The sequence below is a fragment of the Cerasicoccus maritimus genome (genome assembly GCA_031296935.1).
Taxonomy (GTDB): Bacteria; Verrucomicrobiota; Verrucomicrobiia; order Opitutales; family Cerasicoccaceae; genus Cerasicoccus; species Cerasicoccus maritimus.
This window is the reverse complement of record JAVDPD010000056.1, coordinates 1-10,609: the sequence shown is the minus strand read 5'-3', so window position 1 is coordinate 10,609 and position 10,609 is coordinate 1. Positions and strand designations below refer to the sequence as shown.

The 10,609-nt window shown below is 49.6% G+C and carries 14 protein-coding genes; 7 read left to right on the top strand and 7 right to left on the bottom strand.

Going from position 1 to position 10,609, the window contains the following annotated elements; all coding sequences use genetic code 11:
- Positions 1 to 157: 157 nt before the first annotated feature.
- The 3 genes from RBB62_RS20395 to RBB62_RS20005 are packed head-to-tail and all read right to left on the bottom strand — an operon-like array spanning position 158 to position 1,684.
- Entirely contained in the window at positions 158 to 580 is a 423-nt protein-coding gene (locus RBB62_RS20395) for a type II CBASS E2 protein (protein WP_484487966.1), read from the bottom strand.
- Positions 564 to 1,316, bottom strand: coding sequence for a hypothetical protein (locus tag RBB62_RS20010; protein ID WP_309401055.1), 753 nt, complete (start codon positions 1,314 to 1,316; stop codon positions 564 to 566). Before RBB62_RS20010 ends, RBB62_RS20395 begins: the two co-directional genes overlap by 17 nt.
- A gap of 32 nt (positions 1,317 to 1,348) precedes the next feature.
- Complete coding sequence (locus RBB62_RS20005) at positions 1,349 to 1,684, bottom strand: DUF6602 domain-containing protein (RefSeq protein ID WP_309401053.1); 336 nt, start codon at positions 1,682 to 1,684, stop codon at positions 1,349 to 1,351.
- Positions 1,685 to 2,083: 399 nt separating this feature from the next.
- On the opposite strand from RBB62_RS20005, the gene RBB62_RS20000 reads away from it, so the two are divergent.
- The 4 genes from RBB62_RS20000 to RBB62_RS19985 all read left to right on the top strand — a co-directional run bounded on the left by RBB62_RS20000 (position 2,084) and on the right by RBB62_RS19985 (position 4,667).
- Positions 2,084 to 2,410 carry a hypothetical protein gene (locus RBB62_RS20000; protein WP_309401051.1) on the top strand — a complete coding sequence of 109 codons (327 nt, stop codon included), beginning with the start codon at positions 2,084 to 2,086 and terminating at the stop codon, positions 2,408 to 2,410.
- The gene (locus RBB62_RS19995) at positions 2,407 to 2,844 is read left to right on the top strand and encodes a hypothetical protein (RefSeq protein ID WP_309401049.1); all 438 of its coding nucleotides are present in this window, start codon (positions 2,407 to 2,409) and stop codon (positions 2,842 to 2,844) included. The genes RBB62_RS20000 and RBB62_RS19995 overlap by 4 nt, the downstream gene beginning before the upstream one ends.
- Positions 2,828 to 3,595 (top strand): ImmA/IrrE family metallo-endopeptidase, encoded by a 768-nt coding sequence (locus RBB62_RS19990; protein WP_309401048.1) that lies wholly within the window; start codon positions 2,828 to 2,830, stop codon positions 3,593 to 3,595. Before RBB62_RS19995 ends, RBB62_RS19990 begins: the two co-directional genes overlap by 17 nt.
- A gap of 64 nt (positions 3,596 to 3,659) precedes the next feature.
- Entirely contained in the window at positions 3,660 to 4,667 is a 1,008-nt protein-coding gene (locus RBB62_RS19985) for a BsuBI/PstI family type II restriction endonuclease (protein WP_309401047.1), read from the top strand.
- On the opposite strand, the gene RBB62_RS19980 is transcribed toward RBB62_RS19985, so the two are convergent.
- The 3 genes from RBB62_RS19980 to RBB62_RS19970 form a co-directional block, all read right to left on the bottom strand.
- A complete protein-coding gene (locus RBB62_RS19980; protein ID WP_309401046.1) occupies positions 4,624 to 6,210 on the bottom strand; it encodes an Eco57I restriction-modification methylase domain-containing protein in 1,587 nt (528 codons plus the stop codon). The two genes, RBB62_RS19985 and RBB62_RS19980, sit on opposite strands and share 44 nt — an antisense overlap.
- Positions 6,185 to 6,412: a hypothetical protein gene (locus RBB62_RS19975; RefSeq protein ID WP_309401044.1), complete on the bottom strand. Its 228-nt coding sequence runs from the start codon at positions 6,410 to 6,412 to the stop codon at positions 6,185 to 6,187. Before RBB62_RS19975 ends, RBB62_RS19980 begins: the two co-directional genes overlap by 26 nt.
- Positions 6,413 to 6,473: 61 nt before the next feature.
- On the bottom strand, positions 6,474 to 7,832 hold the full coding sequence (locus RBB62_RS19970) for an IS4/Tn5 family transposase DNA-binding protein (protein WP_309401043.1): 1,359 nt from the start codon (positions 7,830 to 7,832) through the stop codon (positions 6,474 to 6,476).
- A 150-nt stretch (positions 7,833 to 7,982) separates the two neighbouring features.
- Here RBB62_RS19970 and tnpA point away from each other — a divergent pair, with 150 nt between their 5' ends.
- Genes tnpA through tnpC form a run of 3 tightly spaced genes read left to right on the top strand, consistent with a single transcriptional unit; the run spans position 7,983 to position 10,300 of the window.
- Positions 7,983 to 8,402, top strand: coding sequence for an IS66 family insertion sequence element accessory protein TnpA (gene tnpA / locus RBB62_RS19965; protein ID WP_309401042.1), 420 nt, complete (start codon positions 7,983 to 7,985; stop codon positions 8,400 to 8,402).
- Between the two features lie 11 nt (positions 8,403 to 8,413).
- Complete coding sequence (gene tnpB / locus RBB62_RS19960; protein ID WP_309401040.1) at positions 8,414 to 8,770, top strand: IS66 family insertion sequence element accessory protein TnpB; 357 nt, start codon at positions 8,414 to 8,416, stop codon at positions 8,768 to 8,770.
- Positions 8,771 to 8,815: 45 nt separating this feature from the next.
- On the top strand, positions 8,816 to 10,300 hold the full coding sequence (gene tnpC / locus RBB62_RS19955; protein ID WP_309401039.1) for an IS66 family transposase: 1,485 nt from the start codon (positions 8,816 to 8,818) through the stop codon (positions 10,298 to 10,300).
- 85 nt (positions 10,301 to 10,385) lie between these two features.
- Here the strand turns inward: tnpC and RBB62_RS19950 are convergent.
- Positions 10,386 to 10,609 (bottom strand): hypothetical protein (locus tag RBB62_RS19950; RefSeq protein WP_309401037.1); only part of this gene is annotated, 224 nt, incomplete at its 5' end.

The window sequence follows — 10,609 nt, the reverse complement described above, 5'->3', positions numbered from 1 at the left end:
AACCAAACGAAAATAGCCTGACACTTTAATCGACCAGACAGCACGATCTGTCAGATCAGATCGTGGCTACTACAGATAATCACGCACCAAAATTGAGGACATCTCAGGTTTTCGATCAACCCAATTTCTCAGTGATTACGCTGACTGAATGGAAATCTTACTTCGCAGACTCGAGAGGATGAGGTGCTTCTGGCCCCGCCCAAAGGCCAGTTTCTAAGAACTCCTCGTAAAGGACAATCCACTCCGCTGTCCAAGGTATGATTGTCTCATGCAGATTCACTTCGTCTGACCACTCAAAATCTTCTGGATAGTAGAGGCAGAGACTGCCGTTGCTATACATGTGAATTGCCGCTTTCGGCGTGATTACCGGGTCCAATATCCAGACTCTGGGAATACTGTCGTATTGAATTTTAACTTTGTAGTCTTGCGAATACCTTCCATCAGGGTCCGGATTGATATGGCCGATGCATACCAACCTCTTCGAATAGGCATTGCAGGAAAACCTCGGAAAATGGGTTCGAACAAGCCCTTTCTGCCTGAGGTTTCGATTCCTGCGAGACCGACTAGTAGTCTTCGCCATAGAATTTATGCTCAGAATTCTTACTACCTCCCGTAGCACAAATTACGCCGAGAGAATTTGTGTGGGCGTTTCCTGAATTGATCAGACCGACTCGCTCCTTACGGCGTGCTCTAGCTTCGCACTTCTCCTCGTCGTATTGGCGAAAATAGCCATCGCTTTTAAAAATCCAGTCCCATGCTTTGCGAGCAGCACGCTCGTTGTGTTTTTCAGATTCGTCGAGCATTTGAAGCTCCACCAGGGCCTCCTCGATTTTGTCGGCGAGCTCTTCCACGTTCGAATCTGAATCAGTCCGTGTAAGCTCTGGTCTGTCGGGATGCGCAAGATTGCGAATCACTTTGTCACTGGCAAGACGAACAGACACCGCATCGAGAAGACTCATGAAGGCCTTGTCGATCCGGCCATTATATGAAGGCTGGCACTCAGCCACTAGCATGGTGAGTTTCATTCCGCTAGGCATGTCCCAGTTGTCCCTGCTGCGGCAAAAGCGCTTGAGCAGTTGGATTAAATGACAAAACTGAGTTCCTTTCCCTTCAACACTATTATTTAGGTCGACCACACGATCATTGAACCATGTGTTCACTTGCGTGGGATCAGACAATACCCACCCATCTTGACTTGCCAATTCACGCACGACATTGCCATCTCGATCTTCAAATCGACGATAGACGGGGATGTCGATGTGCTGGCGCTGGTCGTCGTCTTCCTCCTTGTAAAAGACCCGAACTGCATTGGTCACAAGCTTAGGTTGCTTGACAAACCGCTTATCCTTCAGCGCTTTTCGGCTGGAACGTATCGATGGCTATCGCAGTCCAGGAGAGTTGGCGTGTATTGCCGATCAAAGATGACTACGTCTATAGAATCGCTAACGGCACCCGTTGAATCCAAAACGGCGGCCTTTTCGACAGTATATCGGTTCGGCAGGTAATGGCGCAGCGCATCAATAAAATGTATCTCGTTCACCTCTCCACGATCACCATGATGCTTGATTCTTCTAGAAGATGCCAAGTTTGTCAAAAGACGCTGCTGCTCGGTAGCAAAAGCATCTTGCAGGAATGGAATCCCGAGCTTGGGATCCACTGAGTTTTCGTCGTAAATTTCGTTCATTTTTAAATCCTCAGTAACTTATGTTGAGCAAACCGAGAAATTTGCGGTTGCCTGCGAAAATTTTTTGAAAAAGATTGAAGCGTGGTTGCGACGCCATCCAATGAAGACCGTATCGCAGAGTTGACCGATGAGGAGTTGGTCTCCCTGTTAGACAAACTCAGAGTATACGCTGAGAGGCTAGTTGCATCCCTGAGTTGGCGCGGAATGGGACGGGAAGGTCAACTTCCAGACGGTGATACTGCCGAAACCCTAGTCCAAACGGCATTCGAAAAGGTTCTTACAGGCGCAAAATGGGATCAAGGAAAAGCTCTCGCAATGGTATTGCGTGGCATTATCCGCTCCCAGGTAGCTAACTAGGTTAGATCTTGGGAAAACCGAAATTTCACTTCGGAGCCAGGTGTGGAATCAGGAATTGATGAAAAGCAGACCGAGGGCTTCGACACTCTCGAAGATCAAAACTGCATTAGTCCTTTTGAGCATCTTGCAAGATCCGAGGATGATGACAAGGTGTTGGAACTGCTTGAAGCTTTCTCTCCAGATTCACCCGAATACAAAATAATCTCTGCACTCTGCGATGCTCCTTTAAAGAGATCTGAGATTCTCGATGAAACGGGACTCTCTGCGGATGTGTATGAAGCCACCAAAAAACGCCTGCGGACATATTTACAGAAAAAATGGCAAGAAAAGGCTTCAGTTCAACATAAGGGAATGGAGGCAAACCCATGAGTGAGGAAACGAACGAGAGACACAGCACCAAAATCATGGCCGATATCGCAGCGTTCGCATACGAAACAGGTTCTCTTCCAGACGACGTGGAAGCGCAAAAGTATCTCGCTGAAAACGGCTTAGATAACACTAATTTAAAAAACTGGGGGCTAGAAAAACTCAAAGCAGTCAAGGCACGCAAGAAGCTTAAACAAGCGGCAGAAGCTCACCGTCAGTTCACACAGCACTTTAATGCCATTAGAGCGAAAGTTGCATCAAATTCGTCTGCTCTGCGAAAGCGGGTGATGGATAAGTTGCAGGTTCTTGCATCTTCCGACCAAGAAGTGGCATTGGTTTATTGTCGGAAGTTCGAGAATACGCCGGATGAAGACCTGCTAGACTTGGAAGCAGAGATTATGATGCTTGATCAATGGGACGATGCATCCGACAAATAAAGCAAATCGCATCAAAGCCCAGGGAGCAGCTTTCCGCCTATGGAAAGAATTAGGAGTCCCTCATCCCTGTGAAGTTCCTTTGGAGCATTTGGCAGCTTCGCGAAACGCCTTCGTCCAAGAAGGTGCAATGAAAGGGGCCGAGGGTAGACTTATTCGGAAAAGCGGTCGGGGCATCATACGCGCCTGTCCGAATCGTAATTTTCCGGGGAGGCGACGATTCACAATTGCCCACGAACTAGGTCATTGGGAATTGCACGACGGACAATCTCAGTTCCTCTGCTCAGATGAGGATATGCGCTATTATGGACGGTCTCCGATGGAAGTAGAAGCCAATCACTTCGCAGCGGAACTGCTTATGCCGACAGGGTATTTTCGTGAGGCATGCGGTAACAGTTTTCCATCCATTGCACTGATCGCAGAACTCTCCACACAATTTCAGACGACCCTTACGGCCACTGCCATACGCTATGCCGACGTATCTCGCCATCGAGTCATTATCGTTTGGTTTTGCGAGGGAATTGTGAAGTGGTGCTATTCGAAGGAGACACACCATCTCCCCTATGTTGTGGCAGGACGAGAACCACCTCAATACAGCTCCGCCACATTGAAGCCTGACGAAGTTGCTGACGAGATGCAGCATTACGACGATGCAAATTGGTTCCCGGAATTACCCTACGCGCCAGAGGTGCTTGAAGAGACTAAGCGAATGCCAAATTTGAATGCGGGATTGACCCTCCTTTACGCACCTTGATTTTCCCAATAGGGAGTATTCGAATTTCGTTGTGAAGAGCTCGGCAACTTGCGAAAAACCAGTTGTGAAGCTCGAAGAACGCATTTCAGCAAACATAAAAAACGGCAAAATCCCACCGTTACCCAGCACTTTTCAAGGGGTCGACAAAGAACGGATTTCCCAAGTATTAGCGAAGATTGATCGGTCTCGCCCCGACATTATCGACGTTGTTTTCGCTTTGCTCGACGACGTTTTGCCATCCTTCTTTACCAAAACGGCAAACCAATTCAAATTCTGTGCCGGTGCTTCAACAGCTCATATCGCATGCCATGTTGGAATCATTCAAAGGAGCTCGGGCAAATTGGATCGTGAAGGTCGAGATTACTGGCTCAAGCCACTTTGGGAGATCGGGGCATTGGAAAAAGTCTACTTTTCCCCGAAGGAGAATAAATTTCTCCCAGGCCACCCGACCGCTAAGTCTCCAAATTCCGCTTACCGAATTGATGAGGGGTTTTTGAAAATACTCAAGGCCTCGCCTTCGTCATGGCAATCCATACTTCATGCTTGGTCATCGAGTTCAGCTATTCGACGACGCTTAAGCCTTCAGGCTAAATTAGCTCAACGGACTCGCGAATCAGTTGATTCAAAGCATTTGCGCCTGATTCAAGATTCACAAGAACACTATGTGCCCAATTTCTTGCCTGGATTCGAAGTAATCTATATTGATGATGCTGATGGTGATCGAATTTCGGATGAGGAAAGCAAGAAACTAGAGCGAGCTGGCCTGAATATAGCGCTGGACGATTCCATGCCGGATATCCTGCTTTGGAATTCAACCACCGACTCAGTTTGGGTCATCGAAGCAGTTTGCAGCGATGGTGAAGTAGATTGGCACAAGGTTGAGAATCTTACGAAACTGGCAAAGCGTTGTGGCAAGTCCAGTATTGGTTTTACAACTACCTATCCTGATTGGAGGACAGCAGCCACACGGCAGAGCTCGATGAAGAACCTCGCCGTGGACACTTTCCTATGGATACGAACAGACGGGGCTAAGCAATTTCGAGTGCTACCACCTGTCGATTTTGAAAAATAAGCTGACTAAGCGTCAAATCGATTGCCTCCAGATCGACCTCACGGTGCACCAAAATTTCTCTGCCCAAACGAATGAGATCGATTTGAGCAGGGTAACGCAACTTGCGTAAATCTGTCGCATTGACTTGAGTATGCCCATTGAACACCCGCAGGTATGCATCAACAAACGAAGAATTTAGGTATGCAGATAGTCCCCAAGCCAATTCCATACCGAGTGGATTCCTGTCACTGTGAAAGTAGTTTATATGGTTCTCAATTCCCACCATTTGAGTCTTACCCGGTAAATCTTCCGGCGATAACACCACTGCCACAACGCGTCTAATTTGCTCTTTTGACGTGAATCGCTTAACCAAAACATAGTGCCCTACAGGAAGCAGTGAAGGTCTAACTGCCCCATCAATCTTAATCGAATTTGGCTTCTTGTGACCGGGCTTCGGCCAATCAACGGAATTCCCATTGAAATGGCACGGATACAATAGTGGGCAGCTATCCAGCTCGGGATTTTTACGCAAATACTCTTTTAGCCGAAAATCAACCACCGGTCCGGTAGAAACACTCACTTCCAAGTCTTCCAAAAGACAAGGTAGAGATTCGATACCGCGCACTATCGAGGCTTCCTCTTCACTTAGCGCTAAGTGAATCATGGCATCCCGACTTTGCTCAACAACGTCATTATGAGGAGCAGATCGCCTCGAAGAAACACTTATCCCATCGCCCTTAGAAAGTGTGACCGCAGTTCGGAAGTCCGAGCTCTTGATTCCATGGAAAATGATATTTTCTTGAAGAACATCATCATCGGAAAAAGCAGTTCGTCTTTGTTCAATCGAATGAATATGCCTAAACTCCATTTGATCCCGCAGGAACTGCCGGAATGGGCGGAAGTAAAGGCCATTGCAAAAGCTTCTTGGCGTTATTGCGGTCAGTTGTCCGTAATCACCCAATAAACGAAGTGCCAGCCAAACAAATGCGGTATACAGGTTGGATGTTTCTATTCCAGCAAACCTTAAAGCACGTCGATGATCTGAATCGCTTCGCAGTTTCTTGTAGGGTGGATTGAGAACCGAATGGGAAAAACTACCGAGCGAGCATCTTCTGAAAAGATCAGTGCCTGATATTTCTGCCGATGCACTCATGATGAAATCATCGGCGATGATAGTTGAAGTGAAGGCGATCTCTTGGCTTTCACAATATCTAGCACAAGCGTTTAGATTATCGCACAGGACACGTTGAAACTGAGGTTCCTTCTCGAAACACACCACCTCAATACTCCGAGTGCTTCGGGAAGCTATCGCAGCCTCAACAGTCGCCAAGGTTAGAGCGCCGACTCCTGCACCCGCATCTAAAAGCCTAACATGTGAACCATATTCGGCCAACGAAGCCATAAACTCTGCGATTGGGTAAGGAGTAAAAAACTGCCCATTTGCACCACGATACTGCCGAGACAGCGTTTCGAAAGCACGTTCTCGCCCAGTTTTAATTATCGCTGGAAAATTGCTATTTGTAATTGATAAACCCATGTTACGTTTGCTTTGTGCTTTCGGCATTTTTCCCTGCGGAAAAAGGTCTGCTCGCTTCAGCAGCTTCGAAAAACAATTCGCGCTGATTCCGATCTCGCAAATAACGACGAGCCTGTCCAAGAAACCAATCTTTTAAAGTTAATCCATCCTGACCAAGAGCGTCATAAAGATCTCTTTTTTCTTCGGGATTAACTTCCAACACAATGCGACCAGATTCTCCACGTGGCATGCGTATGTTATGTGACATAGCCATGTTACATAGCAACAGTATTCTGAGATTTTTTTGTCGATTATTTGGAAACCGCCTGAGCCGCCGCTCGATACAGCTTGTGCTCATTGCCCCAGTCTCGGTCGGACTGACGAGTGAACACGGGCTTTGCCAACCGACGCAAACCCTTGGCCTCACTGGGCGCAGTCTTCTGATGCATGGCTTTGAGATCGGTGGGAACGATGCGAGTGTAGATTTGTGTGGTCTCCATGCTGGAATGCCCAAGCATTTCCTGGACGTGGCGAACGCTGGCTCCGCCCTTGAGCATCTCAGTCGCACAGGTGTGCCGGAAGCTGTGGGTGGTAATCTCGGGCGGCAGACCAGCAGCGATCTGGTATTTGCGAACAATCCGCAGTAGACCATCGGGTCTTAACGGCGTGCGCCGGTTCGTGAAGAACAGGCGTTCGACCGCACAGCGCCCCTGATTCATTTTCCAGAGGATCGGTCGCACGCGCTCCAGATACTCGCGCAAAAATTCCCGCGCGGCTTTGCCGAGTGGCACGATCCGATCCTTGCGGCCTTTGCCCTGACGGACCGTGAGCATGCCCTCGGGCAGGTCGATGTCGAAGATCGAAAGCTTGCACAGTTCCGCCGAGCGGATGTCCAGATTGACGATATAAGCCCACTCGCAGTGCAAACTGTCGTAGATGAAATCATTCGCATCGGCCATGAAAGTCAGCTTTCCATCCAGGTATGGCTTCAGCGTTCCTTGGACTGGTCGGAAAAGCTCGTAGTAATCCCGAGGCGCACGAGCGTATTTGAGGTCGGGTAGCAGGCTGGTTGATTCCCGCAGGTTAAGCAACCAACGCATGCTTTCTTTCTGCTCAATGGGCACACGGGTGGGATTGATTTTGCGTTTGAGCGCATTGGCTCCTTTGAACTTATTGCGTGTCCAAAATCTCGCCGCCGCCAAGCCCAGTGGCAGGCCACCAGTCGTCACCACCAAACTGGAGTGCATGGACAAACCACAGAGTGGATGCTTCTCACGCCACTGCGCATTTTGAGCCAGACGAGGCTTGTGCAACAAACCGATATTTTCGCGTTGGAAGGAAAACTCAGTCGTATCTTGCAACACCAGAACCGTGCCCGGTGTGCTGGCGAAACGCTCACTGGTGGAACGAAAATGGCCAGCGAGTATATCTGTGTCGCTGACTCGGTCATTGTCAAAAAAGCGATAGGCCGCTTTAGCATTAGCCCAGTCTTGGCAGGCCCAGGGAATGCTCTCTGCGCTGGCACTGTGAAGCTGTTGCAGAATCGTCTTGAAACGTTTGGTCAATCGCTCGTCTTTCAGCGAGCAATAGGAAAGTTCGTGTTCAATCCAGCTCGAAGAGGCTGAAAACAGGTTCTTACTGGCTGATTGAGAAGCGGATACATCGGGCATGAACAATATGCATCAGACATCGATTCGGCTGTACATCCTAAACATCATTTTTTTGACTATCCCCGAAAACTTGTGGGTAATCGAAAGCCCGCGTAGCACCGTTATTTGGTGCTTTAGCCTGTGTGTCGTATATGTCGTATTGATCTGACTATGACGGATACGATCGATAAAGAGGCGGAGTTATTGAAGGTAGATGTGTTGGGTCGGGTGACGATGCCGCCTGAGAAGCGTGAGGTGATTCTGGATGAGTTTGAGCGCAGCGGTATGAGCGGTCAGGCATTTGCTGAGCATATTGGCGTTAACTATCAGACTTTTGCCACTTGGGTCCAGAAGCGTCGTCGGGAACGTGGCGAGTATCCAGCTTTGAAGAAGGTTGGATGCAAGGTAAAGGCCAAGAAAGGTAAACGATCCTCATCGGTGTCCTTGGTGGAGGCGGTTTTGGAGTCGCCGGTTTCTGGCCATGCTGGCGTTGGCTTAGAGCTGGAAGCGCCGGGCGGGATCAAGCTTCGGGTGAGTCGTCGTGAAGACATCGCTTTGGCGGTGGAGTTGTTGCGTGCCTTAAAGGCATAGCCATAATTGAGGTGCTGAGTTTTAGCGGCAGTTTGCGGGTGTTCGTGGCGCTGGAGCATGGCGACATGCGCAAGGGCTTTAATGGGTTGGAAGCGTTGGTGAGCGACCATCTCAAGGAGTCGGTGCAAAGCGGCGCATTGTTCTTGTTTAGCAATCGCAAACGGACACGGCTGAAGGTGTTGTATTGGGATGGCAGCGGCTTGTGGGTTTTGAGTAAGCGTCTGGAAGAAGGTCGTTTCAGTTGGCCAAGCTCGACGAACCCGAAGGCGGTGAAGCTGCGTTTGCGCCCGGAAGCTTTTGCGATGCTATGTGATGGCGTGGAGCTCAAGGGCGCCAAGTTTTTGCCGTGGTATGATCGCGATCGTTGATTATCCTCTGGACATGTCTGCTGTGATAAACAATGAATAATCATCATGAGCGAACGCGAGGCGCAACTGGAATCGGAGCTCAGCGAACTGCGTTTGGAAAGCAAGTTGTTGCGCGATAAAGTCGATGCCCTGGCGCAGATGATTTACGGTCAAAAGAGCGAACGGCTTGATCCGAATCAACTCTCATTGCTTGCGAAGTTGGACTCAAAAAAAGCCGAAGCTCCCGCCGCCGTTGAGCCTACTGCGGGAGCTGCTCAGAAAAAGGCTCGCCCCAAACATAACCAACCGCGTTTGCCGGACCACTTGCCCGTTGAAGAAACGGTGCTCGATCCCGATGAAGTCAAAGCCGCGCCGGATGCCTGGCGCTTGATGGGCCAGGAAGTCAGCGAGCAACTGGATTACCAACCGGCGCGCTTCTTCAAACGCCGGCTCATCCGCCGCAAATTTGCACGCAAGGATATGCCATATCAACCACCCTTGATCGCGCCTTTGCCACCAGGCTTGCAAGAGCGTTGTTTGGCCGCGCCGAGTCTGATTGCGCACGTGGTCGCCAGCAAATACATCGACCACTTGCCGCTTTATCGGCAGGAGCAAATCTACCGTCAACGCCACAGCGTAACCATCTCTCGCCAAACGCTGTGCCGCTGGACCGCGCTGGCCACCGACTGGTTGGAACCCATTTACAATGAGATGCAGCGCCAGCAAATGCGCAGCGCATACTTGCAAGTCGATGAGACGCCGATCCGTTATCTCGAACCAGGCCAAGGCAAAGCGCCTCAAGGATATTTTTGGGTCAGCAATGTGCCCGGCGGCGATGTCATCTATCACTGGCGCTCGGGTCGCGGCGCGAACAACCTGAACGAGATTGTTCCAAAAAGTTTTACCGGAGCGCTCCAATGCGACGGCTATCAGGCTTACCCCAGCTTCCAGAAACAGCGTAATGAACTGATCCAGCTAGCCGGTTGCTGGGCCCATGCCCGCCGTAAGTTTTTTGAAGCCAAAGAACGTGATCCCAAAATCGTCGGCTGGCTCCTGCATCAAATCACCCAGCTTTATCGCATCGAAAAACAACTGAGAGAAGCACGCGCCGGACCAACCTTGCGCGCCGCAGTCAGAGCCTCGAAGTCCGATCCCATTTTACAACGCCTCAAAAAAGCCTTCATAAAACTCAAACCACGCTACTTGCCTAAAAGCAACTTAGGCAAGGCCATCGCTTATGCTTTGAGTCAGTGGAACACGCTCGAAGTCTTCATCTCCAATGGCATGATTGAGATCGACAACAACCTCGTCGAAAACGCTATCCGCCCTTCGGCCATCGGTAAGAAAAACTGGCTCTTCATCGGCTCCGAAGCATCCGGCAAAACCAGCGCCATTATCTACTCCATCATCGAGTCCGCCAAACGACACGGCATCGACCCATACGCCTACCTCAAATACTTGCTCCAAGCCCTGCCCAGATCAACAAATCATCAGATCCCGTCCATGACTCCAGCTGCCTACGCAAAGCGTCACAGCAAGATCGCCGCATAGGAATCATATACGTCATAGCCAGACCAATACGACGTTTATGACCGCTCAAGTGTAAAGTAAGAACCAACGGTGCTTCGCGGAACGCTTACAAATCATTCACTACATCAATAACCAATAATTCCGACCCAGAGGAGGCCTCAGTCGAGTAGAATGAATCTCGCCCCGAAAGCACAATTAGGTCAGCAGAAAGTGTAAATGGCCTGCTGTTTTCGACATCAATAGACTCTATTTCGGTAAGCGTCCGGGCTGCGTCCACCTTTCCTGATTGGCTTTGATCTGTTATACATCTGGGATGGATGTTGAGATCGT

Excerpts from the sequence above, each read along its gene's own strand:
- RBB62_RS20395 (WP_484487966.1), bottom strand. The coding sequence starts at position 580 with ATGGCGAAGACTACTAGTCGGTCTCGCAGGAATCGAAACCTCAGGCAG.
- tnpA (WP_309401042.1), top strand. The coding sequence starts at position 7,983 with ATGACGGATACGATCGATAAAGAGGCGGAGTTATTGAAGGTAGATGTG.
- RBB62_RS19990 (WP_309401048.1), top strand. The coding sequence starts at position 2,828 with ATGCATCCGACAAATAAAGCAAATCGCATCAAAGCCCAGGGAGCAGCT.
- RBB62_RS20005 (WP_309401053.1), bottom strand. The coding sequence starts at position 1,684 with ATGAACGAAATTTACGACGAAAACTCAGTGGATCCCAAGCTCGGGATT.
- tnpC (WP_309401039.1), top strand. The coding sequence starts at position 8,816 with ATGAGCGAACGCGAGGCGCAACTGGAATCGGAGCTCAGCGAACTGCGT.
- RBB62_RS19970 (WP_309401043.1), bottom strand. The coding sequence starts at position 7,832 with ATGCCCGATGTATCCGCTTCTCAATCAGCCAGTAAGAACCTGTTTTCA.
- RBB62_RS19975 (WP_309401044.1), bottom strand. The coding sequence starts at position 6,412 with ATGCCACGTGGAGAATCTGGTCGCATTGTGTTGGAAGTTAATCCCGAA.
- RBB62_RS19995 (WP_309401049.1), top strand. The coding sequence starts at position 2,407 with ATGAGTGAGGAAACGAACGAGAGACACAGCACCAAAATCATGGCCGAT.
- RBB62_RS19980 (WP_309401046.1), bottom strand. The coding sequence starts at position 6,210 with ATGCCGAAAGCACAAAGCAAACGTAACATGGGTTTATCAATTACAAAT.